Genomic DNA, 26,356 nt, shown 5'->3' on the forward strand with positions numbered 1-26,356 from the left:
GACAGGAATCGGGTTTTCTGCGCTCAGATCAGGTTGCCATTGAAGGGGACAACCAATGAGCGCAGATGCTCCACAGCCCAGAAAACTCCGAACGCTCTTCATTTCGGATGTGCATCTCGGTTCAAAAGCAGCACAGGCTGAACTGCTTTTGGATTTTCTCCGTTATCATGAAGCGGAGACAATCTATCTCGTAGGGGATATTGTCGATGGATGGCGCCTGCGGCGCAATTGGCATTGGCCGCAGGAACATAATGATGTCGTCCAGAAGCTGCTTCGCAAAAGCCGCAAGGGCGCGAATATCATCTACATCGCCGGCAACCACGACGAATTCCTGCGAAATTTCCAGGGAACGCATTTCGGCGGCATCGAAGTGATGAACCGGGCGATTCATGAGACGGCGGACGGCCGCAAGTTTCTGGTCATCCATGGCGACCAGTTCGATGTAGTTGTCCGCAATGCTCGCTTCATCGCTTATCTCGGCGATTGGGCATATGACAGTGCAATCTGGATAAACACAGTGATGAGCCGTGTCCGCTCGCTTTTCGGATTGCGCTACTGGTCATTTTCGGCCTGGGCGAAATTCCGGGTCAAGAAGGCGGTCAATTTTATCGGCCAGTTCGAGAATGTGGTTTCTGAAGAAGCGCAGCGTATTGGTGTCGACGGAGTGATCTGCGGTCATATCCATCATGCGACGATCGAAAGCATGAATGGCGTCGAATACATCAACACGGGCGACTGGGTGGAAAGCTGCACCGCTGTGATCGAACATTTCGACGGTCGGATGGAACTTGTCGAATGGACCGAACGCCGTGACCACCGCCCGAAGGCAGGACGCGTCAATTCCGACAGCGAAGAGTATGACGAGGGCAGGATAATCCAACTGCCGCGCACCGTTCGCGAATTGGCGAACCTTCGCCGATGAAGAAAATCGTCATCGTCACCGACGCCTGGCATCCACAAGTCAACGGCGTCGTGCGCACGCTGACCAAGTGTCATGATCTGATGATCGAACGGGGATATGACGTCACTGTCGTATCCCCATTAGACTACAGATCAGTTCCGTGTCCGACATACCCGGAAATCCGGCTGGCCTTGACGACACCGGGCGCGCTCAAGCGGCGCTTAAAAACCATGCAGCCGGATTTCGTGCATATTGCGACTGAAGGCCCGCTTGGATTTATGGCTCGACGTGCCTGTCTGAAAATGGGGTGGTCCTTCACGACGAGTTTCCACACACGGTTTCCAGAATATCTGCAGGAACGCTTTCCGGTCCCTCCGAGTTGGACCTACGCATTCCTTCGGCGTTTCCATAATGCGGCCCGGCACACGCTCGTGCCTACCCAATCCATACTGGATGACCTCAAGGCCCGTGGCTTTACGCAACTGGATCTCTGGACGCGCGGTGTCGACCGGACATTGTTCTATCCCCGACCCGAGGTGCTGAAGGAACTGCCCCGACCGGTTTTTATCTGCGTGGGACGAGTCGCGGCAGAAAAGAACCTGCCTGCATTTCTGGAACTCGATCTTCCCGGCACAAAGCTGATTGTCGGAGACGGCCCCTCCCTTAATGATCTGCAGGCGCGGTTTCCAGAAGCGGTGTTCGTCGGGAAACGCGAAGGCGAAGCGCTGGCCCAGACTTATGCCGCGGCCGACGTGTTTGTCTTTCCTAGCCGAACGGACACGTTCGGTCTCGTTTTGCTTGAAGCGATTGCATCCGGCCTGCCCGTCGCAGCTTATCCGGTGCCCGGATCACGAGATGTTGTCGGTGTTACCGGTGCAGGCGTTCTTTCCGAAGACCTAGGCAAGGCATGCTTGGCCGCCCTGGAGATGGAGCCGTTTGAGCCTGCAACAGTGCTCAAACAATTCACCTGGGATGCCTGCGCCGATATCTTTGAAAGTGCGCTCGCTCCAGTCAACGGGGCAGGGAGCGAGAGCTATCGACGCGCAGATCAGCCCCAGACGGCAGCTTCCGGCGGATAGACCAGAGCGCCTTCATAACGCAGGCCGGGATTACGGTCATGGGCCAGAAGCAGCGGTCCATCTAGGTCGACCACATTGGCTTTCTGGGCAAGCAGGACTGCCGGCGCCATACCGAGCGAGGTGCCGACCATGCAGCCGACCATGATCTCAAGCCCCAGGTCAATCGCCTTGTCCCGCATGATGAGGCCTTCCGTCAGCCCTCCCGCTTTATCGAGCTTGATGTTGACTGCGTCATAGCGTTTGGCAAGTTCTTCAAGGCCCACCGACGTATGAACGCTCTCATCGGCGCATATGGTGACCGGTCGTTCGATTTCACTGAGAATCTGATCGTTGTCGGCTGGCAAGGGCTGTTCGATAAGGACGACGCCTGCTGCGGCCGCGGCGCGCATGTTCTCGGCAATATTGTCGGCTGTCCATCCCTCGTTCGCATCGATGATGATCCGGCTGTTCGGAGCAGCATCTGCGACGGCGCGGATTTTCTCGATATCGTTTTCACCGCCCATTTTCACCTTGATAAGAGGATAATGGGCGACTTTTGCCGCTGATTCCGCCATTTCGGAAGGCGTGCCGAGCGAAACGGTGATTGCCGTTTCAAGTGGGCGTGGCGGCATACCGAGCATATCGGCAACGCTTTTGCCCGATTGCTTTGCTTCGAGGTCCCATAGAGCGCAATCGACTGCGTTGCGTGCAGCTCCGGCAGGCATCAAATTCTGAATATCCTGCCGCGTCGCGCCGTTCTCGATAGCGGAGCGGACGGCCTCGATCTGGGCGCTTACGCTTTCGATACTCTCGCCATAGCGTGCATAAGGAACGCATTCGCCACGTCCTTGACGAGAACCGTTGCTGATCGCACACACAACAACAGTGGCCTCTGTCTTGGAGCCTCTGGAGATTGTGAATTTTCCGGCGATGGGATAGCGTTCTACAGTGATATTCAAGGTATTGTGCATAGAGATGCCCTCTGGGACGCAGTATTTCGGTCGTTCAACGACTCGTATATGAGGTAGGCCATGTTGACCGACACTGCCGACAAAGCAAGAGCCACCGACAACTCTGCGCCGAAGATTGATCTGGCGGAGCACGACGGCGTGCGCCATATACGGATGAACGGTCGCTGGGTATCGCAGAGCGTCAATCTTGTCGATGACAAGGTGCGCCGCCTGGAGAAGGCGGACAAGAGAGAAGCCACGATCATTGATATTTCTGGCGTGTCCGGTCTCGATACGGCAGGCGCCTGGCTCATTGAACGCTTGCGGCAGCGTCTTGTCGCGCAGCAAGTGGAAGTGCAGCTGGAAGGTGTGCGTCAATCCTGGCTTCCTCTGATGGAGGAAGTAGGGCAGGCCGTCGAGCGTACCCTGGACATCCCACGCCAGAAGAAACCGTTCTTCCTTATTTCATTTCTGGCCGCGCTGGGCGGTGGCGTTGTTTCCTTGGGTCGTGACTTCAAGATGGCGATGCACATTCTTGGTGCCACGATCCGTGGAGCCCAGTTGAAATACGGACGCGGTAGCGGCATCCCCTTCGCTGCGATTGTCACGCAGATGGACCGTATGGGGGTGGGGGCAATTCCCATCATCATTCTGATGTCGACGATTGTCGGTGCAATCATTGCCCAGCAGGGTGCGTTTCAGTTGCGCTATTTCGGCGCTGAAATCTTTGTCGTCGATCTGGTCGGCATTCTGGTGTTGCGTGAGCTCGGCGTACTTCTGACGGCTATCATGATCGCGGGGCGCTCAGGAAGCGCCATTACTGCCGAGATCGGCTCCATGAAAATGCGTGAGGAGACCGACGCTCTTACGGTCATAGGTCTCAATCCGGTCGGCGTTCTGGTCTTTCCACGTCTCGTGGCGCTGGTCATAGTGCTGCCATTGCTCACCATCGTTTCCGATCTCGCCGCGCTGATTGGGGCAGGTGGTGTTGCCTGGTTTTATTCCAATATTTCGCCAGATGCATTCATCAGTCGCCTGCATGACGCCGTGGCGCTGAACACTTATTTTGCAGGTCTTATCAAGGCCCCGTTCATGGCGATGATCATCGGAATTCTCGCTTCGGTAGAAGGTATGAAGGTTGGAGGCAGCGCGGAATCACTGGGCCGTCGCGTGACTGCTTCCGTTGTGAAGGCAATCTTCGTGGTTATTGTCGTGGATGGTCTGTTCGCAATGTTCTATGCGGCTATCAATTTTTAAATGCAGCTTATGTTCTTTATTTTTAATGGGTTCTTTGAGACACAGTTGCACAGAAAATTGAACCCTCAATCCTGTTCACTGGTTCAGTCCGAAGCCAAGCTCAGCTAAAGAATGGTTATGGAGAACGGCATCGACCATCGGTCGCAACCGCAGGATGAAGACATTCGCCAGACGGCCGTGCCGATGATCTCGGTGCGCGACGTAACGGTTTCGTTCGGTCGCCAGACGGTGCTCGATAAGTTGTCTCTCGAGATTTATCGGGGGGAGGTGCTCGGTTTTATCGGCCCTTCCGGTTCGGGCAAATCCGTCTTGATGCGAACCATTCTTGGTCTCAATAAAAAGCAGACCGGGGAAATCGAAATTCTCGGCCGCAATATTGATCAGTTGAATGAGCTGGAAAAGATGTCCATCGATATGCGCATGGGCGTTCTGTTTCAGCATGGGGCGTTGTTTTCAGCATTGAACGTTCTTGAAAACATTCAGGTTCCGATGCGCGAGTATCTTGACCTATCACCGAATCTGATGGACGAGCTGGCGCGGCTGAAAATCGATCTGGTCGGCTTGAAGCCGGACACAGCGGAAAAATTTCCATCCGAGCTCTCGGGCGGCATGATCAAGCGCGCTGCACTGGCACGCGCGCTGGCCTTGGACCCAGACATCTTGTTTCTTGATGAGCCCACATCGGGACTGGACCCCATTGGTGCAGCCGAATTCGATGACCTGATCGCCAATCTGCGGGATACGATGGGGCTGACCGTCTATATGGTCACGCATGATCTCGATAGTCTTTTTGCAATCTGCGATCGGATTGCTGTGCTTGGGGGCAAGAAGGTGCTCGTCAGCGGCACTATTGAAGACATGCTGACGGTGGACGATCCGTGGGTTAAATCCTATTTTCGGGGCAAGCGTGCGCGCCAGATCGATCCGTCGGCGCCAACGAGACGGCGGCCCGGCAGCCGCTTGCAGACTGGATAAGATATGGAAACTAAAGCCAATTACGTACTGGTGGGTGTCTTTACGCTGATCGTCAGCCTATTGGCTTTCGCTTTCGTGTTCTGGATCGCCCGTTTTGGCGAAGCACGCGATTCTCTGGAACTTGACGTTCGTATTCCAGGTTCGGTCACCGGCCTTTCGATCGGAAGCCAGGTTCTGTTCAACGGTATCAAGGTTGGCGATGTACGGGCGCTGCATCTGGATGAAACCAATCCCGAAATGGTTATCGTCAAGACCCGCGTCAACGCGACCACGCCTATTACTCGCTCAACGGCAGCAACTCTTGGTTTTCAGGGGCTGACAGGACAGGCCTATATCGAACTAAAGGGCGGCCGCCTCAATGAGCCCAATCTTCTGACAGAGGCTGCGAAGGTAGACAGTGTTGCCCGCATTGATGCCGATCCATCCTCAATCAACAATCTTCTCGCAACTGCGCAGGATATCGCTGCACGCGCAAATTCGGTGCTCGGTCAGTTGGAAGGCTTTGTGAAGGATGCGCGCGGCCCACTGACAGATACCATCAACAATACGAAGACGTTCACCGACGCTCTGGCGAAGAATGCCAACATCATTGAGGAACTCGGCCAGAATACCGGCAATATCAACCAGATCGTCACCGACGCCAAGGACATGATGGCTCGCTTGAATGCCGCGTCTGTGCGCGTCGATGCCATCCTGGCCAAGACCGACAAGCTTTTGTCCAGCGATGACAAGGATGGCGTTGTTGCCCAAGCGAAGGCAACATTGGAGTCCATCCGGCAGACGTCAGACAATCTCGACAAGCGACTGGGACCTATTGCGGACAATCTGCAGCGTTTTTCCGGACAGGGACTGCGGGATGTCCAGTCCGTCGTGGTTGACAGCCGCCGTTCCATTCAGCGCATAGAACAAGCTATCACCGATCTTGAGCGAAATCCCCAGCGTCTTATCTTTGGCGGTCAGGGGAATGTACCTCGGTACGACGGGAGGACGCGTCATTGAATTTCAAAACCGGCTTTAATGATATGAAATCACGTCGCGTTGTTCTCCGCACCGCTTCGGTTCCTTTTATTTTTGGCCTGCTTCTTGCGGGCTGCGGGACGACAACACCGCTCGACACGTTCAATCTGTCTGCGCCCCAGCCCGGTGTGACTTCACCGAGCCGCAAAAATGTGCAGTTGCTGGTTCCGACGCCAACAGCTCTCAAGGCGCTTGATAGCGAGAATATAGTCGTCAGTTCCGCAACGGGTTCCATCGAATATCTGAAGGGCGCTCAATGGGGCGACAGGCTGACAAATATCGTGCAGTCTCGTCTGGTGCAAGCCTATGAGAATACCGGTGTATTTGGCGGGATTGGCCGTCCGGGAGACGGACTGGCAATCAACTATCAGATCCTCACCGATCTTCGAATGTTCGGCATTCAGGCCTATGCCTCGCCAAAGCTCGCAGTTGTCGAGCTGGCCGTGAGGCTGATGAACGATAAGAACGGGGAGGTTCGTGCGACCCGTGTTTTCCGTACGGCCATTCCCGTCGGCGGCGCGACGAATGCAGCTTATGTGAAGGCGCTCGACGCCGCCTTTGAACGGACTGCCAGCGAAATCGTGAACTGGACGGTAACGACGCTCTGAACCGGCGAAAGTTGATTGATGAGGAGGGCCGGCGATTAGAGCGGTTCCTGTTCTAACAGAATCGCCGGAACCGCTCTAACTATTTGTTCTATCGCATTATCCAACGCAAAACCGTTTCACACTTTTGCTGGAAATGCTCTAGTCGCTGGCCTTTTTTATGGATTGACGCAGCCTGTTGCTGGCCGATAGCCCAACCAACAAAAAACGCGGCCCGAAGGCCGCGTTTTTTCATTTCCGTTTCTTAGCGGAGGCGACCGCTTGCGTGAGCAAGCATTGTGTAGACTTTGCCGGTATCTGAGGTGAGGTAAGTCCGCGTTACCATGTTGTCACGGTCGTTGCGGGCGACGTCCTCGAGAAGACGCTGGAAGTCGTCCATGTAGCGGTCCACGGCGCGGCGGAATTCGCCATCCGTCTGATACTTGCGCTTGATATCGTCAAAGGTCTGCTGACCTTTCAGCGTATAGAGGCGACGGGTAAAGACGTTCCGCTCACCACGACGATAGCGGTCCCACAGTTCCACAGAAGCTTCATGGTCGATAGCGCGCGCAATATCCACCGATAGCGAGTTCAGCGATTCAACGACATGGCTTGGCGAGCGAGGCGTTGCTGTCGGCTGTGCCTTGGGCTGCGCGGCCTCTTCTTCCTCACGGGATGCGCGGGCAAGGAGATCAGACACCCAACCACGCGGCTTTTCCGGTTGCGCAGCTTCGGATGATGCAGGCTGCGCCTTCGGCGCTTCGTAGACGCGCTGACGGAGAGCGACATCTGCCTGCGCCACAGGCGCCTGAACGGGAGCCGGACGAGCTGCAGCGGGTGTAGGACGCGAGACCGGGCGATCTGCACGGCTTTCGCCGACATCTACCAGGCGACCGGACTTGTTGACGATTTCGGCCAGTTCCTTGAGCGCATTGATCTGCTCGCTCACGGCCTTGCGCATTGCCGTCGTTGTTTCCTTTGCCTCAGCAGGCATATCGAGAACGCCGCGCTTCAGTTCACCACGGGTCGTGTTGAGCTCGTTGCGGATTTCGCTGGCCGTTCGACGGATGTCGTCGGTTGCCGCAGAGAACTTCTGTGCAGCCTGTTCGACGATTTCCGAAACGCTTTCGCGCATTTTTTCGGCAGAAGAGCGGGTCTGGCCTTCGGCGCGCTGGAATGCAGATGCCACCAGCTCTTCGAAGGATTGCATCAGCTTTTCCACGCCTTCCGACTTCTCGACCAGGCCGGACGCCAGCTTGTCAAGCGCCTGATGGCGATCTTCAAGCGTGCTGACGAGGCCGTTTTGAGCCGAATTGATCATTTCGGAAGCCGAGGAAAGAACCTTTCCATGCTCTTCGAAGCGGTCGGCGATGTCTGCAATCTGAGACAGCGTGCTGTCCGAGATGGCCCGCAAAGTACCGATATTGCCGTCGATCAGGCCTGTGGAGGCCTGGAACATCTGCGCGGCGCGGTTGGTGTTCTCGACAAAGCTCGATGTCGTGTCGACAAGGCGACCATCGATGTCGGTAAGATTGCGCGTCGCTGCATCGATCAGCTTGCCCAACTCGCCGTTCGATGCGGCGAGACGGTCGATCAGTTCGCTGACATTATCGGAAAGTCCGGTTTTGGCCTGCTGGACAGCAGCAATTGTTTCTGCAGTCCGGCTCGCGAGTGCATTGACCAATGCGGCATTTTCCGAACGAAGTCTGTCGGTTGCGGCATGCGTTGCTTCTTCAAGTTGTTGTGCCAGCCCACGACCGCTATCAGCGAGCCGCTGCACGAGCGGCTCTGCCGTATCGTTGAGAATCTTGGTGATTTCCTGCGAACGGGCAGCAAGAACGGCGTTGAGTTCGCGGGTGCGTTCTTCCAGCGTAACCGCAGTCGTGTCGGTTACCTGTGCGATACGTGCTTCGACGGAGCCGAGTTCCATCGTGATACGTGAACCGATGTCGCCCAGACGGGTAGCGATTGCATCGGCACGTTCTGCAAGACGGGTTTCGGTGCCAGCGAGATTGTCGGCAACGCTGGCCGAGAAGGATTCGCTGTGACCAGCGAGCGTCTCACTCGTCTTGGACGCCGTATCTGCGATACGAGCCTCAATCGTGCTGAGTTCGCTGGTGAGGCGGTTTTCGATTGCTTCAAGCCCGCTGGCGATGGCATTGGCGCGTTCGCTGAGACGGCTCTCTGTTCCAGCCAGATTGTCGGCGACGCTGGCCGCAAAGGCCTCGCTGTGACCGGCAAGCGTTTCACTGGTTCTGCTGGCCGTATTGGCGATGCGGGCTTCGATCGAGCCCAACTCGCCAGTGAGGCGGCTTTCGATCTCGCCGAGGCGACCGGCAATCGCATCGGCGCGGTCGCCGAGGCGGGCTTCCGTGCCAGACAGGTTATCGATCAGGCGTGCGCTGAATGCCTCACCGAAACCGTCCAAAGCTTCACCGGCCTTGGCTGCTTCAGCTGAAAGCGTGCTTGCTGCTTCGCCGATCTTTTCACGTAGCGTGCCTGCAACGATGCCGGCGCTTTGTTCCAGTGCCCGACGGACATTGTCGACGCCGATGGTGAGCGCCTTTTCCATCGTCTGGGTGCGTTCTTCGATAATGCCGGTCTGGCCTTCGAAAGCGCGGCTGATAGCGGAGCTGCTGTCGGCAATTGCATTGTGCAGGTTGGCCGTGCGCTGTTCCAGAATGTCGCTGTGATCCTGAAGCGTCTGGCTCAGCGAGGCGGTGCTTTCGCTCAGCGTCGAGCGGATTTCGGCGGCACGGGTTTCAATCGTGCGCTCATGACCGTCAAGAATACCGGAAAGGGCATTGTTGTGGTCGTTCAGGACGGTATGCAGACCGCTCGTGCGTTCCTCGACCTGACGGATATGCTCACCCAATGTTGCGACGAACGTGTCGCGGCTGGCGCCGATGGACGCGTTCATGCTGCTGGCGCGCTCATCGAGAATACGCGCGAGCGTATCCTGGTTGTCGGCGATAAGTGCCTGAAGCGAATTTACGCGTTCGTCGAAGGTGCGGGCGAGAACTTCGCGATTTTCGTTGAAGTTATCCCGCATTGCGGCCGCGCGCTCATCCATCAATTGAGCAAGCATGGCCTGGTTGCCTGCAATGATGCCATGAAGCGTGGAGGCGCGTTCTTCGAGCGAACGGCTGTGATCTGCGAAGCTCGCATCGAGCAGAGCAGAGTGGCTTTCCATTGTCTGGCGCAGCGCGTGGGTCCGCTCTTCCAGAATTGCCGCATGGTTGTCGGCAACAGAATTGAGCGCCGATGCACTCGCGTTAACGGCATTTTCGATGTCACTTGTGCGTGCCGCAAGCGTGTTGGCGTGTCCGCGGATAACGGCGGAAACCCGTTCGGTTTCGCCTTCCAGCGATGCAGCGAGAACATCGCGGCTTTCGGCAAGCTTGCCGGCAAAGGCATCCGCCTTTTCGCCGAGGATGTTGCCGACGCTTTCGCCGATAGACGTCAGATCTTCACCGATCTTGGTCTTGGTTTCATCGATCATCGTGCTGAGCGAAGCGCGACCGCTGGAGAAAGTCTCTGCGATTTCGCGGGTACGGGCGATGAGATTTTCATTAATCTGACGAGAACGGGTCTCGAGAGCCGCGTTGAGTTTTTCAGTGCTGCTGTCGAGTGCATGTGCGCGAGCTTCGAATTCGGACAGAAGCGACCGGCCGCGCTCGGAAAGTGTGCTTTCGAGGTTGGCGAGGCGAGTGTCGAATTCGCTGACCATGGACTGCGTTGCGCCGCCGAGCAGATTGGCGATACCGCTCGTACGTTCGTCCAGAGCCTCAGCCAGACGGTCGGATACAGTGCGGGATTGCTCATCAAGTGTCGCGATACGCGTGTCCAGCAGGTTGGCAAAGGCTTCACCGGAAGTCGTGATGCGCGAGCCTATGTCTCCGGTGCGGGTTTCGATGGCTTCGGCAATAGCGCCGCCGCTTTCATTGATGCTGCCGATCAGGCGTTCGCCAGATTCGGTGAGCAGGGTGCTCAACTGTTGGGAGGCAGAAAGAACATTGTCGCGGATGATGTTGGAAGCGCTCGAAAGTTCTTCCTTGAGCTGTTCGTGCGCACCCGAGATCGACGAACGCACGCGCTCGGCATGGCTGACGACAGCTTCACGCTCGTTGCCGAGATCGCTGACCAGCGAACGAATGCGAACTTCATTATCGCTATAGGCGCGTTCCAGCTGATTGACTTCGGACTGGACAAGCGTTTCCAACTCGACGGCCCGCGCCAATGTGCGTTCGATACCTTCGTTCATGGCGGCGACTTCGCGACGCACAGCCTGTCCAAGAGTAGAAACGCGATCACCGGAAACGGCTTCCGGCTGCAGTAGCCGCATGGCAGCTTCCGACATGCTGCGTGCAGCCAGATGCATTTCCTGAGCACGCTTTACGAGCTGCGCAAATCCCCAGAACATGGCGACGGGCAAGGCTACACCAGCCACGACGCCGAGACCGGCGGGCGAAGTGAAGAAGTCCTTGGTGGCCTGCATGCTCGAGAAGACATCAGGATTGATGGCCTTGCTCAGCGCAACACCGCCAGCAGCCCAAAGCACGCTGATTGCGGTCGTGGTCCAGAACAGCTTCGACGAGTTTTCGGTCACGCGGCGTGGAGCTGCGATTATTGCTTTTTCACTGCGGGAATCGTCGTTTGCTGGCGTGAAGGTAGAGGAGGCGACATTGGCAGTCGTCGCGACAGACGGAGCGGAAACAGGCTTGCTGACCGGCTCTGGCGTGGGTGCTGCTGACTTCGAGGTATTGGCCGGCTTGTGCTGCACATTGGCCACGGCTTGCGCCACGGGACCTGCAGCTTTCACGACCGGCGGAACCGGTGGCGCCGCAGGCGTCGCAATCACCGAGGCTGTGGTGATGGTAGCGGCTTTTGCAGCGGTTTCCACTGGAGAAACGGCAGCGGGCTCAGCCGTTTTGGTCTTCTGTTCGGCAACCAGTTCTTCAGCCGCGCGCGAAATCTGCTCTTCCAGATCATCGACCGAGAAGCCTTCATCGAAGGCACTCAAGTCCATATCCATATCAAGATCGTCACCGAAATCGATATCGAGTGCCTGTTCCAGTGCCTTTTCAACCTCAAGGTCGAGCTTCTGTGCCTTGGATTTGGAAGCCATTGTTCGCCTACCTCGTACTCATTACTGCGACGGCCGGACCATGAAAGAGCCGTTACAAAACTTTCTCCGCCATTTTGCATCGTATCGGGTCGTGCCTGTTAAGGAAATAGGCGTCTTTTGCCGATACCTAAAACTTTAAATACAAGGTTAACGGAAACCGGCTCAATTCGTGAAAATTCGACATTTCCGGCCTTCTGGCATTTACCAGCAAGTTGTGGAAATTGATCTGAACCATTGGGACTGCCTGAAAGAGCACCGCAAGTTTATTAACAAAAATACTCTCTTTGCGTGCAAAGCCTATCGCAGTCCGCTCCATGATTGCATCGTGTCGGCTCGGGATTCTATCCGTTCTTTCTCACAATCATTGCTTCTTATCATATGATGCACTTTTGGCTGACGGCAAGGAAGAGGTTTACGGTCGTGAACGCAACTGTCGGATTTGCCAGGCGAGGAAACCTTCAATCGACGCACGGCATATTGGCGCAGTTGCGGACAAGTGCGCGGTCAAGGTTGAAACTGTTTCCAGAACGCCGTATCTGCGATTTCGAGTTTATTTGCGTTTTCAAGCCGGGATGGTGCGAACGCTGAAGACAAAGATCGCGTGAAATTTGCGCGTTTCAAGGAATTAAAATGACGAAGATCGTATTCGTATCCGCTGACGGCGCGACCCGAACCGAAGTCGAAGCCGACAACGGGTCCAGCGTGATGGAAGCTGCCATTCGCAATGGCATTCCTGGCATCGATGCGGAATGTGGCGGCGCTTGCGCCTGTGCAACCTGCCATGTCTATGTTGACGAGGATTGGACGGACACTGTCGGTGGGCCGGACGCGATGGAAGAGGACATGCTGGATTTCGCTTATGAGGTCCGCCCGACCTCGCGTCTCTCATGTCAGATCCGGGTGTCGGACGATCTTGAGGGCCTGGTCGTACAGGTGCCAGAACGCCAGAACTAGGCTTTTAAAGAAGTAGGGATGCGATGGGTGATGAGCCGCAGAACGATATTGTTATTATCGGCTCCGGACCCGTCGCACTCTTTTCCGTCTTCCAGCTTGGGCTTTTTGGTTTCAAGTGCCATCTCATAGAAGCCTGTGATCGGCCCGGCGGTCAATGCACGGCACTCTATGCTGACAAGCCGATCTATGACGTACCCGGATTTCCCGAAATCATGGGCGAGGAGCTCGTTGAACGGCTTCTCAGGCAGATCGAGCCGTATAATCCGGTTTTTCATTTCAAGAAGATTGCAGACAGCATCTCTGCCGATGAATACGGTGTGACCATCAATACTTGCGATGGTGAAAAGTTCTACGCCCGCGCTGTGGTGGTTGCTTCCGGTCTCGGCGCGTTTACCGGTAATGGGCAGGTTATCCGTCCTGACCCGCTTGCAAAGCTTTCACTGTTGAAAACGGGTAATATGCTGGCTGTAAGTTCGGAGACCTTCAGAACTTCGAGTCCGAAGGTCTATGCCATCGGGGATGCCTGTCATTATCCGGGCAAACTGAAACTGATCCTGTCGGGGTTTCACGAAGCCGCTTTGATGACGCAGGCCGTACGACGGGAATTGGCCTAGCTTCGGTTCGCTATTTGGAAGCCTGCTGGGCGCGCTCCATGCGATAGGTCAGCAAGCGCGCGAAACGATCTTCGAAATTGATTGTCTCAACCCGGTCGAACCGCTGCTGCTCCTTGTCATGTGCTTCCATGAGGCGGGCTGTTATTTTGTCTATGTCAGCGCGCAGCACCACGCAATCCGTGCGGCTGCGCAGACCACGTATTTCCCGTTCCATCCGGCTCGCAAAGCTCCGGGCGATCACGATGTGGCTTTCTTCATGCCGACGAATATCCTGCACCAGCGTATCCCAGATCAACGCGAGTTCCGGCGTAGCCTTGCGACGCTGCTTCCAGCGGGGCAGGGAGACCTTTGCGTGAACATTCACGTAAACATCCTGCACCTTGCAGTCTTTTCCGGGTGCACGACCATAGCGCACTTTCGCGTCGAAACGGATTTCAGCGGCACCGGGGTGATGCCGGCCTGTCTTCTTGAGGAAGGGGCCGCTACGGGAAAGCGCCTTGTCGAGGTCCGCCGCCGTTTTGCCGCTTACGGTGTAATAGCTGAATTCGCGAAAGATCGACGCGGCCTCGGCCTGGGGAGCTACCATGGCAAGAACTGCACCGAGAGCCAGAACCTTCTTTCTCAAATTCATGTCCTGGCACCTCTTTCTAAAACCAGTAGGAAATTCGCTTTTTGCTGCCACAAGCATGGCATGCAATCGTCAAGAGAACTATAACGCCCTTCACAAAATGACTTCAGGCGAGGTTGGTTGCAACCTCGCCGCAATGAAAAGTAGCACGGAGAATGGCACAGGAACATTTCGCTATGACGAAAGAATGGCACCTCGCGCATGGACGAAGCATCCATGTGGGGACTAAGGCCATTATCATGGGCATACTAAATGTCACGCCCGACTCTTTTTCCGATGGCGGCCAACATGAAGAGTTGGAAAAGGCCCTTGAAGCGGCTGGCCAGATGCTCGCCGACGGAGCGACAATCATCGATGTTGGAGGGGAATCGACCCGTCCCGGAGCCGCCGCCGTCGATGCCGAAACTGAAATCGCACGCGTTATCCCCGTCATCGAGGCATTGGCAAGGAGATTTGATTGCATCATCTCCATCGATACTTACCGCGCTGCAACGGCGCAGGCCGCGGTCAATGCCGGAGCACATATCGTCAATGACGTCTGGGGGCTCCAGCGCGAACCGGAAATTGCTCATGTAGCTAGATACAGCGGCGCGGGACTGGTCATCATGCACACCAGCAGGGATCGCCCCGTTCTTGCCGATGTCATTGAAGATCAGTTCTCGTTCCTCAATGTCTCGCTGGATATAGCGAAAGACGCAGGTATTGAAGAATCCCGCATCGTGCTCGATCCGGGGTTCGGCTTCGGCAAGAACAAGGATGAAGACGTTGCGCTTTTGGCCAGGGTGGATGAACTTCAAAAACTCGGGTTTCCGTTGCTGGTCGGTACATCGCGCAAACGTTTTATTGGCGGTATGACGGGAAGGGATATTCCGCTTGACCGTGATATAGGAACTGCGGCAACGTCGGTCGCACTGCGTTTGGCAGGTGCCGACATCTTCCGTGTTCACAATGTCGCTTTTAATAGAGACGCACTTGCCGTTGCAGATGATATCCTGCAATCAAGACGCAGCGAAAACAGGAAGTGAAGCCGTGTATACGATCCGAATGATGAATTGCGCGTTCTTTGCGCACCACGGCGTTTTCGATGAAGAGCATAAGCTCGGCCAGCGTTTTTATGTCGATGCCATTCTCGATGTCGATCCCGGCAACGCGCTGGAAAACGACGATATTGACGGCACTGTGCATTACGGTATCGCATTCGCCGTCATTCAGGACATTATCACCGGGCGCCAGCGCTATCTGATCGAAACGCTGGCACTCGACGTTGCAAAAGCGCTCGCCGCCCGGTTTCCGCAGGTAAAGCGCGCGGAAATCACCGTACGCAAGCCGAACGCGCCAGTACCGGGTGTCCTGGACCATGTTGAAGTGACCGTGGTCTATCCGCAGTGAACACGAGCAAATCTTACCGCGCCTGGCTGGGGCTCGGCGGAAATATCGACGATCCAGTTGCCTCGATGGGCAAGGCCTTGCGCATGCTGGATGCAAGGGCCGACACGAATATCGTCGCCGTTTCGGCAGTTTATCGCACGCCGCCATGGGGCAAGACGGACCAGGCGTGGTTTCACAATGCCTGCGCCGAAGTCGAAACTTCGTTGCAGCCATTGGAGTTGATTGCGACCTGTCTCGATGTTGAACGCTCTTTAAAGCGTGTCAGGCTGGAGAGATGGGGACCGCGCATTGTCGATATAGATATACTGGCAATGCAGGATGAAGCGGGCAGGGCTGTCATTATGACTGACGCCGCTCTGGTATTGCCGCATCCACGTATGCACGAGCGCGCTTTCGTGCTCGTGCCGCTGAACGATATCGCGCCTTCTCTCGAAATCGGAGGCAAGACGATTGCCGACTGGAATGCCGGGATCGAACAGTCTGGAATAGAAAAAGCCCGCACGGATGCGGGCTGGTGGCGGGAATAGGGTCGGCTCAGTTCTTGGCGATGCTACCGACAGCGATATTATCGACGCGCTTCAAATTCATGCCGATGACTGGAACCAGCTCCTTGTCGACGCGAACGGAAACCGTCACGTTCATCGTGTTCGGATCAGAGATGCGCGCCAGCATCGCACCGTTGAGCTGCTTGCGGTTCAGGCCGAAGACGACCTTGTTGCCGCTGACTGAACCCGATGTAACGTCAAGCCCCTTGCCTTCGGCGCCGTCGTTGAACTTCCCGGAATAAGCCGAGCCAACGCGTGTAACGGTGGCCTTCATCGGTTGCGAGAAAACGCCGACGCGGCAAGTGCCATCCAGCGTCATTCCAATGCTTTCATCCGGCGTCGATCCAGCGAGATTACAAACGAACTTCGTGCCTTTGTATTTTCCGGCAACGATTTCGCCCGGGCCGGACCATTGGCCTTCGATGGTTTGAAAGAACTGCTTGTCCTTGTCGGCGGCCAGAACCGGCGCGGCAGAAAATGACACGGGCAGCAGCGTCAGGCAGGCGGCGATGCAATTCTTCATATTCAGCTCTGTCCCGGATTCACGACCTTGATTGGACGTCATTCCTAATCGTTGTTTTTCAGCATGTCACGACCAAAACTGGCCGCACCTCGCAAACCGTCGGATATTCCGAGGCTGCCAAAAGCCGATTGAAGGAGAAGGGCACGGATTGAAGGGGAGTGTGCCGATACACCGGATCGCTCGATTCTGGCGCAGATTTCTATCTGCCATAATCGGCGGGAATGGTTAATGCTTCGGAAATAAACTGCTATTTTCCAGAAGGCTTCTTATCGGTGCGTTCACCGCTGATCCTTGCAAGATCGCCAATAAAGTCGCCGATACCGGGCCGTTTTTCCGCATTGAACGGGAATGGACGCACTACATCCATAGCTGCAATTCCGATGCGTGCCGTCATCAGCCCGTTGACCACGCCCTCGCCGAGTTTGGCCGACAAGCGGGAGGCAAGACCATGGCCGACAAGCTGTTGGATCACACTGTCTCCCATGGCCAGCGTGCCCGTCACGGCCAGATGAGCGATGACCCGGCGGGCAAGTTTAAGGAAACCCAATGTCCCGGGCCGACCGCCGTAGAGTTGTGAAAGCCTGCGGATCAGCCGGGCTGATTCAAAAATGACATATCCGATATCGACCAGCGCCCGCGGGCTGATCGCAGTGACAATCGAAACGCGTTTGGACGCATTCAGAATGAGTGCGCGCGCCTCCCGGTCGAGGGGGCGGAGAATTTCCGTTTCGGCAAGCTGGATCAGATTTCGCCCGTCAATGATATCGTCCGTGAGACCATCCAGAAGCTGTCGTCCGCGCGCAGTTTCAGGCAAGCTCGCCGCAATGGAGCGCAGTGCATCCACGGCCTTTCTGGCCGCCGCCATATCGTCACGCTCAGCTGCATCTGCCGCGTCCTTGCGAAGATGCTGCACTGAAGCGAGGCGGCGGAGTGCTGCCAGTTCGCGAACGACGATGGCGATAAAGGCGGCAAGCGCAATTATAGCGACGCCCAAGGCGGTCCAGCCCAACCAGTCAGCGCGCGAAAACAGTGCCCGAATGAGGTCTTCAATCCAGATGCCGACGGCGAAGGAAACAAGTAAGCCGAGCGCGCCGAACAGTATTTTGCTGAGGGACCAGCCCTTGCGTTCGGGCGCTTCATAGGATGGGTCGAGGATCTCCAGTTCGGCTGCCTCGTCGTCGCTCAAGGCGAAAACATCCGGTTGCGCGATAACCGCATCAAGGTCACGGACCGCGCGGGGACGGCGGGGCGCTTCATCCACCGTCTCGGGATGGATTGTGGGCTGATTTACCGTGAATGAAGCCGGTCTACGTGGTGTCTTCTCAGTCATGCGAGACGATCCCCAATCAGAAACTGCAAGGCGCGATCCAGCCTTATATGAGGCAGGGAAAGTGTCAGTCCTTCGGCGGTACGTTCAAGCCGCGGAGGGCGAAAACGGACGAAACGGATGGCCGGATCATCCTGCGCAAAGGACTTTTCAAAGATCGCATTGGGATTCTTCGGTAAATCTCCGGGAAATATGGCTGTTTCGGTTTCACCATCGAACACCTCCCCGTCGATCTTCTCGCCCTCCAATGGGGTTCCCACGATGACCGGGAGAGTTTCCTTGCCCTGTGTCACGGTTGCCTCGCGGGTCGCGCGGACCGCAGCCATTGCGAGGACATCAATATCAGCGCCGGAAAAATCGGCTCGCTCTATCGCTCGCTCGACCAGACGCCGCACGATGGCTTGTAGGCGGTCATGACTTTCATGGTGCAGATGATCGGCTTTCGTTGCCGCAACAAGGATACGCCCGATCCGGCGCTGGATCAGGCCCGTCAGCAGATTGGCGCGCCCCGGCCGGAAACACGACAAAATATCGGTGAGCGCGCGTTCCAGATCGGCCACGACGGCGCCGCCGGCGTTCATCGCCTGCATGGCATCGATCAGCACGATCTGCCGATCGAGCCGGGCAATATGCTCGCGAAAGAATGGCTTGATGACGTAGGTTTTATAGGCTTCGTAACGCCGTTCCATCATTGCGCCCAGCGAGCCGGCCCTCAGATCGTCCGGTTTCAGGTTTGGAAGCGGAGCGAACGTCAGCGCGGGTGAGCCCTCAAGGTCTCCCGGCATCAGGAAGCGTCCCGGCGGCAGGGTGGATAATGCGCGCTCATCGGCTTTGCCAGCACGCAAATACGCCGTGAAACTTCTGGCGAGGCGCTGGGCCGTCAGTTCGTCTGCTTTTTCAGAAGGGTCAACGAGAGCGGCTTCGCTAATCCACTGCTGGGCCAGATCCTTGTGTGTTGGTTCATGGGCCAGAGCAAAGGAGTCCGCACTGAATTCCGCATAAGATTTGCCAAGCAGAGGCAAATCGAGCAGCCATTCGCCCGGGTAATCGACAATATCAACCGAGAGCTTGCCCGGTGACAACCAACGTCCCCAGGCGGAAGCGGATTCATATTCGATCGTGAGGCGCAGTTGCGAGATGGCGCGGGTGGAGTCCGGCCAGATACGCTCATCGATCAATGCCGACAGATGTTCTTCATATTGAAAGCGGGGAACAGCATCGTCCGGTTGCGGTTCGAGCAGGGCTCGTGAAATGCGGCCCGATTTGTAGGCTTCGAACATCGGGAGCCTGCCGCCATGCAGCATGTTGTGAACGAGAGCCGTGATGAAGACCGTCTTTCCGGCGCGCGACAGACCCGTCACGCCGAGCCGCAATGATGGAGACAAAATCCCGGTCGCACGATCTGCCAGCGTATCCAATGCGATCTTCGCTTCGTCGCCAATACTTGTCAGCTTAGCCAATTAATCCTCGCCCAATTCACTGATCTGTCAGCGGTATAGATAGGGTGGCCCCAGCGGCCTTGGCAAGGAAAGCCGGTTGCTTCGCGGAAAATCTACTGGGGCAGTATGAAGCTTTCCAGATAACCAGCGCCGCGCTCAAGATCGGTGAGGGAGGCGGGAAACGTGATTTTGGCCAGCGCGGCAGTAGGAAAGCCAGCGCGCAGTTTCAGAAGGCTATCTTTGTTGCCATCGCTACATAAGGCGAGTGCCAGATCTTCGATACTGGGATTATGTCCTACAAGCATCAGCGTTGCCGCGTCACCGTGTTTGCGTATGGCTTGCATGTAGTCAGCTGCGCCGCCGCTATAGATCGTATCGTCGACGATGGTTTCGATCTCGATACCCAAACGTTCAATAATGCCGAACGCAGTTTCTCGCGTTCTGCACGAACCGGAAAGAACCACCCGATCGGGATAAAGCTCGGTTGACTTCATAGCCCTTGCGAGCCGGTCGAGTGCAGCTTTGCCTTCCTGATCAAGAGGACGATCGAAGTCCTTCATTCCCGGTCTGGCCCACACGGCTTTCGCGTGTCTTAGAAGAAGCAAGCGACTCATCTGTAACGTTCCAAGCTGTGTTTCTCCTGCATTTTTCGCCATAATCCGAGAGCGAATGAACGCTCCGGTTGCCTATTCTCCCGATTTTTTGATGGCTGTCAGCATTATTTACAGGTCCCATTTGCCTAATTATTGAGCTTCAGGAACTTCTCCCGGGGGAGAGTGGTTTCGACTGAAAAGATACCGGTGTTTTCCGCAATTGATTGAAGTTATTCTGAAAGTGGCAAGAGCAAATTTTTGCGTTCAGTTCTATGTTGCACCATTTTTACGCATAATCATACAAAATTGATGCACTAAAAAGTAGTGAAGTACGCTTGTTTGATGTTGTGTCCTTGTTGCTATGGAACTATATAACCGCTCGCGTCTCCTAGATGTGGGGTAATTCAGAATGAGTGAATTGATTGACCTTGACTATAGGCCCACTGAAGACGAGCCGTTCATGAACGAGCGGCAGAAGTCTTATTTCCGTGCGAAACTGATCGCATGGAAGAACGATATTCTGCGTGAAGCGCGCGAAACGCTTGAGGCGCTGCAGCAGGAAAATGCCAACCATCCCGACCTGGCGGACAGGGCATCCTCCGAAACGGATCGGGCAATCGAGCTGCGAGCTCGCGACAGACAGCGCAAACTGATCTCAAAAATCGACGCGGCCCTGAGCCGCATTGATGAAGGAACATACGGTTTCTGCGAAGAAACGGGAGAACCTATCAGCTTGAAGCGGCTTGATGCGCGTCCGATCGCTACGCTTTCAATCGAAGCACAGGAGCGTCATGAGCGTCGAGAAAAAGTCTATCGCGACGACTAGTGCGCCTTCCGGAACGTGTGAAACAGAGCGTCGATCTAATTCAATCTGATCGTAATATGCTCTAGGTCCGAGACGGTTTGAAAATTATAGGCTGCGGTTTCCGCAGCCTATTTTCTTTTATCGATATGACTTCGGCGGGAAATCAGTCCCGGCGGATTCCATCCTTGGTCAATTCACCGAGGAGCTTTTCCATTTCGTCCTCGATATCGTCCTTTGTCTTGTCTTCGAGCCCATCGTCGGTTGCCGAAATCTCAAGCGAACTCAGAAGCTCATTCTCGAAGAACTCGGTATCGAATGAGGCCGCTTCCTTGCTCTCCTTGCTGGTAGAGCTCTGCGAATTGATGTCTGCGGTGATGGCGTCCTGCAATGCATTGCCGAGGTCCGCCAGATCATCAGCGGGCGGTTCTGTCGAAACTGGCTCGGATACCGCCGGCTTTGACGCCGCAATCGGGATATCAGGTTCGATGCGCTTCGGTTCGGAAGGCGTGGAGAATGCTGGCGCTGCTGTTGTGGATACCATGGGACCCGTTACGTCGAGCGATGGAGATTTGTCCGCGACCGTTGTTTCACGCTCAGGAACGATACTGCCGAGATTTGCCGAGGCGACCGACGTAACGGCAGCAACGCCGGTAGCGGTGACACCACCTGAGGAGGTTGAACTCACCACTCCGCGCGAAACCTGGCTTAATGGATAGGCCGGGTGGGCGCGTGTTGACTGTGGCTGTGCCTGCGCGGGGCGGGGCGGCAATACTGTGCGCGGTTGCGGTGGATAATTCGGCGCGGGCCGTGGTTGTGGTCGAGCCTGCACCGGCTGAGCGGGTTTCGGCTCGACAGGCGATTGCGACGAGTGTGACGCCGCAGCCGGAGCCTGGGGCGGAACACGAACCGGCGTAGCAGCCTGGGGGGCCGGTTCTTCTCGTGCTGGCTCGGGTTTGCGGTAAGCCGGTGTTTCGATTGCGGAACTGATCTGGATCGCTTCGTCCTTCTCGTTCGCCGGAGGCGTCTGCAGCGACAGAGCAGGGGTCTTTTCATTGGTCAGCACTTCGTGCTGCTTGAAGCGTTCGATGTGCTCCGGTTCTATCCGAGAAGGCTGCGCCCGCGCATGGGCCCGCGATTCCATGACGATATTCTGCTCCACCACAACGTCCGTGGGGCCGCCGATGAGCAACAGATGCTCCACATCGTCACGGCGAATAAGGACCAGCTTGCGCCTGCTGTCGACTGCCGCCGCATCCATCACGGAGAGCCGCGGTTGCCGCGTACGTCCGTTGGATACGTAAGTACCGCCGCTGAAACGGCGGATAATACTGAGAACAACGAAAATTCCGCAAAGAATGATCGCAAATATTAGGATGAAGCCGACAATATTAGCCGCGCTCTCTCCAACGATGCCGCTGAGCCATTCCTTCATGCGGATACCCTCTTATACAATAAACGAAAACCTGCGATGAATGGAGACTGCGCTTCCCCCGACACTCCACATCATCGCGTTGTTCATACAGTAGTTGAATTTCTAAGCCTTGGGAATGTTTCTTGGGAATGCGAGAAATATATGATCCCCAGGCAAAACAGTGCAAAAAAGTCCAATTTGCACCGTTTCAGTGCAGCAATGCTTGTACTGCTCGCCGAATAAAGCATTCTGCGAATCGGGTATACCCTGACATATCGGCTTTGCGGTCCCACGCGATAGCCGAACCGCGCGGAAAAGTGCATTCGAGAAAATCGGATATGCAGATGATTGAAATGAGGTCTTGGCTGATCAAGAAGATGCACGGCACTCTGATGCCCGCTCATGTTCAGCCACGCAACATGAAAGGGCAACTGGCTTGATGTCGCGACAGACGGACAATGCCTACCCGAAACCGCTCGTCATGCCCAAGCGCAATCGCAGTGGTGCCCTTCGCCTCCTGATCGTAGGCATATTGCTGACGGTTGCAGCCATCGCCTATTTTGTGTTTCGAGACCAGTTGGGAGATGGATTTGCCCTCATTCTGATGGGCATTCTGTCAATGGTCGGCGTATTCTATCTTTTCGGCGCAGTGACAGGCCTCATTCAATTCAGCCAGAAGAACGGCGAGCAGGACCTCGCGCATTCCTTCATGGATTCGCAGCCGGAAGGGACAGTCATTTCCGACGCGCGCGGCCAGATCGTCTATGCCAACCAGGCTTATGCCATGATGACCGGCGTGGCGAATGCCGAAGGCGTTCGCTCGCTCGACAATGTGCTGACGGCGGAACCGGCTGCATCTGACGCTATTTACCGTCTGACGAATGCCGTGCGTGATGGCTTGTCGGCGCAGGAGGAAGTGCGCCTTTCGGGCGGTCTTTCCCGCGAGGGACGTGGTTCACTGGCACCGGTCTGGTATCGCATCAAGGCACGTCCCATTGAAGCAGGGCAGGAATTCAAAAGTCCGCTCGTCGCGTGGCAGATTGCCGATATTTCCGATGAGCGTGCCGAGCAGGAGCGCTTCTTTCAGGAACTGCAGGAAGCGATCAATCATCTCGATCATGCGCCGGCTGGCTTCTTTTCGGCTGATCCTTCGGGCCGGATTATCTATCTCAATGCGACCCTCGCCGAATGGCTCGGAGTCGACCTGACACAATTCACGCCGGGATCGTTGACGCTCAATGACATTGTGGCCGGCAGCGGAATGGCGCTCATCAAGGCGGTGAAGGCTGAGCCAGGTACAAGCCGGAATACCGTCATTGATCTGGATCTTATCAAGCGCAACGGGCAGAGCCTTGCCGTCCGGTTCTATCATCGTGTTCAGGCCGCGCGCGACGGAACGCGCGGCACGAGCCGCACCATCGTTCTTGATCGTGCGGAGGGTGAAGATTCATCAATGGCGCTGCGCTCCGCCGAAGTGCGTTTCACGCGCTTCTTCAATTCGGCTCCGATGGCAATCGCTGCGGTTGATTCCGCCGGACATATATTGCGCACCAATGCGCGTTTCCTTGATATTTTCGCGCCTGTCGTTGATCGCGATGCGATTGACGGAAATGCGAAGCTTGAGATCGTCGTGCATGAGCGTGACCGCGAGACTTTCAACAGGGCGCTTGCGGCTGCCTTTGCAGGACAGGCAAGCATTTCGCCGGTCGATACAGTGCTGCCGGGCAATGAAGAGCGGCATATCCGCTTCTACATGAGCCCCGTAACCGACCTGGGTGGCGAGCGCGCCGAGGAAGCTGCGATTATCTCTGCCGTTGAGACGACCGAGCAAAAAGCCCTCGAAAACCAGATGGCACAGAGCCAGAAGATGCAGGCCGTTGGCCAGCTTGCAGGCGGCATCGCGCATGACTTCAATAATGTGCTCACTGCCATCATCATGTCGTCGGATTTGCTGCTGACCAATCACCGCGCGTCTGATCCGTCTTTCCCAGACATCATGAACATCAAGCAGAACGCCAATCGGGCCGCCTCGCTTGTGCGCCAGTTGCTAGCATTCTCCCGCCGTCAGACGCTGCGTCCGGAAGTGCTCGACCTGACGGACGTTCTGGCGGACTTGCGCATGCTTCTGGCACGTCTGGTTGGCAAGGACATCGAGCTGAAAATCGATCATGGTCGCGATCTATGGTCGGTCAAGGCCGATCTCGGGCAGTTCGAACAGGTTGCGGTCAATCTGGCGGTGAATGCACGCGATGCCATGCCGGAAGGCGGTGAAATTACGCTGCGCACCCGCAATGTGCCGATGCAGGAAGCCGCGAAGCTTCATTATCGCGATCTGCCGGAGGCGGATTATGTAGTCTTCGAAGTTGAAGACACAGGAACGGGCATACCCGCAGACGTGCTTGAAAAGATTTTTGAGCCGTTCTTCACCACGAAGGAAGTGGGCAAGGGCACCGGCCTTGGCTTGTCGATGGTCTATGGCATCATCAAGCAGACCGGTGGCTTCATCTATTGTGATTCCGAAGTAGGAAAAGGCACGACGTTCAAAATCTTCCTGCCGCGCCACATTGAGGAAAAACGCGCAGATGATGCGCCTGTCGTCGTGAAGGAAAAGAAGGTGGAGAAAGCCACCGATCTTTCCGGTTCCGCGACGGTTCTTCTGGTGGAAGACGAGGATGCAGTCCGCATGGGCGGAGTGCGTGCACTCCAGTCGCGCGGCTACACGGTGCATGAAGCCGCGTCCGGTGTCGAAGCGCTTGAAGTGATGGAAGAGCTGGGCGGCGAGGTGGATATTGTCGTTTCGGACGTGGTCATGCCCGAAATGGACGGCCCGACATTGCTGCGTGAACTGCGCAAGACGCATCCGGATATAAAGTTCATCTTTGTATCGGGTTACGCTGAGGACGCCTTTGCACGTAATCTTCCCGCGGACGCCAAGTTCGGATTCTTGCCAAAGCCGTTCTCGCTCAAGCAATTGGCAACGACAGTTAAGGAAATGCTGGAGAAGCAGGATTAATGCTTCGTTGGCTTTGAACATGAAGGGCAATATAGCCATTCTCGGAGGCGGGCCATCGGGTTTGATGGCCGCCGAAAGACTATCCGCTCTGGGCCACCGGGTGACGGTTTACGAGCAGATGCCCACGGTTGGCCGCAAGTTTCTGCTTGCCGGAAAGTCCGGCCTGAACATCACGCATTCAGAAGATTTTACAGCTTTCGCCAAACGGTTCGGCTCAAGCAGCGAGCTTATCTTGCCAGCCTTGACGGCCTTTGGTCCTATCCAGTTGCGCAAGTGGGCGGATGAATTGGGGGCCGACACGTTCGTCGGCTCTTCTGGCCGTGTTTTCCCCAAGGCAATGAAGGCATCGCCGCTTTTACGCGCCTGGGTAAAACGTCTCGAAGATCAGGGCGTTCGTATTCTTACCCGGCATCGCTGGCTTGGTTTCGAGGGCAATGGCCTGCGAATTGAAAAGCCGGATGGCGTTGAAGTCATCACATGCGACGCTGCGCTCTTTGCCTTTGGCGGCGGAAGCTGGCCGAAACTCGGTTCGAACGGGGCCTGGATCGACGAATTTCGACGCAAGGCAATCGACATAGCGCCGTTTCGCTCAGCCAATTGCGGTTTTGATGTCGTGTGGAGCGATTTCTTTGCCCAGCGTTTCGCCGGTGAACCGGTAAAGTCTGTCACAGCCACGTCTCATGCAGGCACGACACAAGGCGAGTTCGTCATTACCCGAGGCGGTGTCGAGGGGAGCCTCATCTACGCGCATTCCGCAGCCCTGCGCGACAGCTTGGAGGAAAACGCGCAGACGTTCCTGACCCTCGATCTTGCGCCGGGACGAACTGTCGAGCGCTTGGAAAGCGATATTGCCCGGCAGGATGCAAAGCTGAGTTTTGGAAACCTGTTGCGCAAGGCAGCGGGGCTTACAGGCGTAAAAGCCGCGCTCGTGACCGAGTTTACACGTGACAGAAGTCCGAAAGCGCTGGCCTCCACCATCAAGGCGCTCTCCATTCCGCTTATTCGTCCGCGCCCGCTTGCGGAAGCGATTTCGTCGGCTGGCGGCATTCGGTGGCATGAAATCGATGGGCACTACATGCTGCCGAAGTTTCCCGGCGTTTTCGTTTCCGGAGAAATGATCGATTGGGAGGCGCCCACTGGCGGGTATCTTCTGACTGCCTGTTTCGCGATGGGCCGTGCGGCGGCCGATGGAATCGACGTATGGATCAAGGCTGGCAACACGCTTGACGCGAGGTGACCCGATCT

Annotated in this window: 22 protein-coding genes; 14 read left to right on the forward strand and 8 right to left on the reverse strand. The window is 56.2% G+C overall.

Annotated features, from left to right (window positions below; all coding sequences use genetic code 11):
• Positions 1–55 precede the first annotated feature (55 nt).
• Both JNC63_RS03865 and JNC63_RS03870 read left to right on the forward strand, forming a co-directional pair.
• A complete protein-coding gene (locus tag JNC63_RS03865; RefSeq protein WP_063882280.1) occupies positions 56–922 on the forward strand; it encodes a UDP-2,3-diacylglucosamine diphosphatase in 867 nt (288 codons plus the stop codon).
• Positions 919–1,980, forward strand: coding sequence for a glycosyltransferase family 4 protein (locus JNC63_RS03870; RefSeq protein ID WP_063882282.1), 1,062 nt, complete (start codon positions 919–921; stop codon positions 1,978–1,980). The genes JNC63_RS03865 and JNC63_RS03870 overlap by 4 nt, the downstream gene beginning before the upstream one ends.
• Here JNC63_RS03870 and dgcA read toward each other — a convergent pair.
• A complete protein-coding gene (dgcA, locus tag JNC63_RS03875; RefSeq protein WP_063882284.1) occupies positions 1,950–2,930 on the reverse strand; it encodes an N-acetyl-D-Glu racemase DgcA in 981 nt (326 codons plus the stop codon). The genes JNC63_RS03870 and dgcA overlap by 31 nt on opposite strands.
• A gap of 60 nt (positions 2,931–2,990) precedes the next feature.
• Here dgcA and JNC63_RS03880 point away from each other — a divergent pair, with 60 nt between their 5' ends.
• From JNC63_RS03880 to JNC63_RS03895, 4 genes are all read left to right on the forward strand, one after another.
• Positions 2,991–4,166 carry an ABC transporter permease gene (locus JNC63_RS03880; RefSeq protein ID WP_063882286.1) on the forward strand — a complete coding sequence of 392 codons (1,176 nt, stop codon included), beginning with the start codon at positions 2,991–2,993 and terminating at the stop codon, positions 4,164–4,166.
• 111 nt (positions 4,167–4,277) lie between these two features.
• Entirely contained in the window at positions 4,278–5,141 is an 864-nt protein-coding gene (locus tag JNC63_RS03885) for an ABC transporter ATP-binding protein (RefSeq protein WP_063882288.1), read from the forward strand.
• A gap of 3 nt (positions 5,142–5,144) precedes the next feature.
• A complete protein-coding gene (locus tag JNC63_RS03890) occupies positions 5,145–6,140 on the forward strand; it encodes an MlaD family protein (protein ID WP_063882290.1) in 996 nt (331 codons plus the stop codon).
• Between the two features lie 23 nt (positions 6,141–6,163).
• Positions 6,164–6,766, forward strand: a complete 603-nt coding sequence (locus JNC63_RS03895; protein ID WP_063882412.1) for an ABC-type transport auxiliary lipoprotein family protein — start codon at positions 6,164–6,166, stop codon at positions 6,764–6,766.
• Between the two features lie 241 nt (positions 6,767–7,007).
• Here the strand turns inward: JNC63_RS03895 and JNC63_RS03900 are convergent, their stop codons facing one another.
• The gene (locus JNC63_RS03900; protein WP_374846120.1) at positions 7,008–11,870 is read right to left on the reverse strand and encodes an apolipoprotein A-IV repeat region-like domain-containing protein; all 4,863 of its coding nucleotides are present in this window, start codon (positions 11,868–11,870) and stop codon (positions 7,008–7,010) included.
• A gap of 630 nt (positions 11,871–12,500) precedes the next feature.
• On the opposite strand from JNC63_RS03900, the gene JNC63_RS03905 reads away from it, so the two are divergent.
• Entirely contained in the window at positions 12,501–12,824 is a 324-nt protein-coding gene (locus tag JNC63_RS03905) for a 2Fe-2S iron-sulfur cluster-binding protein (RefSeq protein ID WP_021585170.1), read from the forward strand.
• 23 nt (positions 12,825–12,847) lie between these two features.
• Positions 12,848–13,438, forward strand: coding sequence for an NAD(P)/FAD-dependent oxidoreductase (locus JNC63_RS03910; protein WP_063882300.1), 591 nt, complete (start codon positions 12,848–12,850; stop codon positions 13,436–13,438).
• Positions 13,439–13,448: 10 nt separating this feature from the next.
• On the opposite strand, the gene JNC63_RS03915 is transcribed toward JNC63_RS03910, so the two are convergent.
• Positions 13,449–14,069 (reverse strand): DUF922 domain-containing Zn-dependent protease, encoded by a 621-nt coding sequence (locus JNC63_RS03915; RefSeq protein WP_063882302.1) that lies wholly within the window; start codon positions 14,067–14,069, stop codon positions 13,449–13,451.
• A 173-nt stretch (positions 14,070–14,242) separates the two neighbouring features.
• Here JNC63_RS03915 and folP point away from each other — a divergent pair, with 173 nt between their 5' ends.
• The 3 genes from folP to folK all read left to right on the forward strand — a co-directional run bounded on the left by folP (position 14,243) and on the right by folK (position 15,982).
• Positions 14,243–15,091 carry a dihydropteroate synthase gene (gene folP / locus JNC63_RS03920; RefSeq protein ID WP_063882414.1) on the forward strand — a complete coding sequence of 283 codons (849 nt, stop codon included), beginning with the start codon at positions 14,243–14,245 and terminating at the stop codon, positions 15,089–15,091.
• 4 nt (positions 15,092–15,095) lie between these two features.
• Positions 15,096–15,455 (forward strand): dihydroneopterin aldolase, encoded by a 360-nt coding sequence (gene folB, locus JNC63_RS03925; protein ID WP_006470502.1) that lies wholly within the window; start codon positions 15,096–15,098, stop codon positions 15,453–15,455.
• A 65-nt stretch (positions 15,456–15,520) separates the two neighbouring features.
• The gene (gene folK, locus JNC63_RS03930) at positions 15,521–15,982 is read left to right on the forward strand and encodes a 2-amino-4-hydroxy-6-hydroxymethyldihydropteridine diphosphokinase (protein WP_245670692.1); all 462 of its coding nucleotides are present in this window, start codon (positions 15,521–15,523) and stop codon (positions 15,980–15,982) included.
• A 7-nt stretch (positions 15,983–15,989) separates the two neighbouring features.
• On the opposite strand, the gene JNC63_RS03935 is transcribed toward folK, so the two are convergent.
• From JNC63_RS03935 to JNC63_RS03950, 4 genes are all read right to left on the reverse strand, one after another.
• Complete coding sequence (locus JNC63_RS03935) at positions 15,990–16,523, reverse strand: hypothetical protein (protein WP_063882415.1); 534 nt, start codon at positions 16,521–16,523, stop codon at positions 15,990–15,992.
• A gap of 247 nt (positions 16,524–16,770) precedes the next feature.
• The gene (locus JNC63_RS03940) at positions 16,771–17,853 is read right to left on the reverse strand and encodes a YcjF family protein (RefSeq protein ID WP_100651945.1); all 1,083 of its coding nucleotides are present in this window, start codon (positions 17,851–17,853) and stop codon (positions 16,771–16,773) included.
• Positions 17,850–19,310, reverse strand: coding sequence for a YcjX family GTP-binding protein (locus JNC63_RS03945; protein ID WP_100651944.1), 1,461 nt, complete (start codon positions 19,308–19,310; stop codon positions 17,850–17,852). The genes JNC63_RS03940 and JNC63_RS03945 overlap by 4 nt, the downstream gene beginning before the upstream one ends.
• Positions 19,311–19,402: 92 nt before the next feature.
• Positions 19,403–19,903 (reverse strand): SixA phosphatase family protein, encoded by a 501-nt coding sequence (locus JNC63_RS03950; protein WP_063882309.1) that lies wholly within the window; start codon positions 19,901–19,903, stop codon positions 19,403–19,405.
• A gap of 388 nt (positions 19,904–20,291) precedes the next feature.
• Here JNC63_RS03950 and dksA point away from each other — a divergent pair, with 388 nt between their 5' ends.
• Positions 20,292–20,708: an RNA polymerase-binding protein DksA gene (gene dksA, locus JNC63_RS03955; protein WP_006466858.1), complete on the forward strand. Its 417-nt coding sequence runs from the start codon at positions 20,292–20,294 to the stop codon at positions 20,706–20,708.
• A gap of 142 nt (positions 20,709–20,850) precedes the next feature.
• Here dksA and JNC63_RS03960 read toward each other — a convergent pair whose 3' ends face one another.
• The gene (locus tag JNC63_RS03960; RefSeq protein WP_063882311.1) at positions 20,851–22,119 is read right to left on the reverse strand and encodes a flagellar biosynthetic protein FliO; all 1,269 of its coding nucleotides are present in this window, start codon (positions 22,117–22,119) and stop codon (positions 20,851–20,853) included.
• A 418-nt stretch (positions 22,120–22,537) separates the two neighbouring features.
• Between JNC63_RS03960 and cckA the strand changes: the two genes are divergently transcribed.
• Together cckA and JNC63_RS03970 are read left to right on the forward strand one after the other, a co-directional pair.
• Positions 22,538–25,111: a cell cycle histidine kinase CckA gene (gene cckA / locus JNC63_RS03965; RefSeq protein ID WP_100651943.1), complete on the forward strand. Its 2,574-nt coding sequence runs from the start codon at positions 22,538–22,540 to the stop codon at positions 25,109–25,111.
• Positions 25,112–25,130: 19 nt separating this feature from the next.
• Positions 25,131–26,348 (forward strand): TIGR03862 family flavoprotein, encoded by a 1,218-nt coding sequence (locus JNC63_RS03970; RefSeq protein WP_063882315.1) that lies wholly within the window; start codon positions 25,131–25,133, stop codon positions 26,346–26,348.
• The last annotated feature ends 8 nt before the right edge of the window (positions 26,349–26,356 follow it).

The sequence above is a fragment of the Brucella ciceri genome, assembly GCF_041930145.1.
GTDB classification, from domain to species: domain Bacteria; phylum Pseudomonadota; class Alphaproteobacteria; order Rhizobiales; family Rhizobiaceae; genus Brucella; species Brucella intermedia.

Excerpts from the sequence above, each read along its gene's own strand:
- JNC63_RS03910 (WP_063882300.1), top strand. The coding sequence starts at position 12,848 with ATGGGTGATGAGCCGCAGAACGATATTGTTATTATCGGCTCCGGACCC.
- JNC63_RS03905 (WP_021585170.1), top strand. The coding sequence starts at position 12,501 with ATGACGAAGATCGTATTCGTATCCGCTGACGGCGCGACCCGAACCGAA.
- JNC63_RS03935 (WP_063882415.1), bottom strand. The coding sequence starts at position 16,523 with ATGAAGAATTGCATCGCCGCCTGCCTGACGCTGCTGCCCGTGTCATTT.
- cckA (WP_100651943.1), top strand. The coding sequence starts at position 22,538 with ATGTCGCGACAGACGGACAATGCCTACCCGAAACCGCTCGTCATGCCC.
- JNC63_RS03870 (WP_063882282.1), top strand. The coding sequence starts at position 919 with ATGAAGAAAATCGTCATCGTCACCGACGCCTGGCATCCACAAGTCAAC.
- dgcA (WP_063882284.1), bottom strand. The coding sequence starts at position 2,930 with ATGCACAATACCTTGAATATCACTGTAGAACGCTATCCCATCGCCGGA.
- dksA (WP_006466858.1), top strand. The coding sequence starts at position 20,292 with ATGAGTGAATTGATTGACCTTGACTATAGGCCCACTGAAGACGAGCCG.
- JNC63_RS03900 (WP_374846120.1), bottom strand. The coding sequence starts at position 11,870 with ATGGCTTCCAAATCCAAGGCACAGAAGCTCGACCTTGAGGTTGAAAAG.
- JNC63_RS03865 (WP_063882280.1), top strand. The coding sequence starts at position 56 with ATGAGCGCAGATGCTCCACAGCCCAGAAAACTCCGAACGCTCTTCATT.
- JNC63_RS03970 (WP_063882315.1), top strand. The coding sequence starts at position 25,131 with ATGAAGGGCAATATAGCCATTCTCGGAGGCGGGCCATCGGGTTTGATG.
- JNC63_RS03940 (WP_100651945.1), bottom strand. The coding sequence starts at position 17,853 with ATGACTGAGAAGACACCACGTAGACCGGCTTCATTCACGGTAAATCAG.
- JNC63_RS03890 (WP_063882290.1), top strand. The coding sequence starts at position 5,145 with ATGGAAACTAAAGCCAATTACGTACTGGTGGGTGTCTTTACGCTGATC.
- JNC63_RS03915 (WP_063882302.1), bottom strand. The coding sequence starts at position 14,069 with ATGAATTTGAGAAAGAAGGTTCTGGCTCTCGGTGCAGTTCTTGCCATG.
- JNC63_RS03880 (WP_063882286.1), top strand. The coding sequence starts at position 2,991 with ATGTTGACCGACACTGCCGACAAAGCAAGAGCCACCGACAACTCTGCG.
- folP (WP_063882414.1), top strand. The coding sequence starts at position 14,243 with ATGACGAAAGAATGGCACCTCGCGCATGGACGAAGCATCCATGTGGGG.
- JNC63_RS03960 (WP_063882311.1), bottom strand. The coding sequence starts at position 22,119 with ATGAAGGAATGGCTCAGCGGCATCGTTGGAGAGAGCGCGGCTAATATT.
- JNC63_RS03885 (WP_063882288.1), top strand. The coding sequence starts at position 4,278 with ATGGTTATGGAGAACGGCATCGACCATCGGTCGCAACCGCAGGATGAA.
- folK (WP_245670692.1), top strand. The coding sequence starts at position 15,521 with ATGGGCAAGGCCTTGCGCATGCTGGATGCAAGGGCCGACACGAATATC.
- JNC63_RS03950 (WP_063882309.1), bottom strand. The coding sequence starts at position 19,903 with ATGAGTCGCTTGCTTCTTCTAAGACACGCGAAAGCCGTGTGGGCCAGA.
- JNC63_RS03895 (WP_063882412.1), top strand. The coding sequence starts at position 6,164 with ATGAAATCACGTCGCGTTGTTCTCCGCACCGCTTCGGTTCCTTTTATT.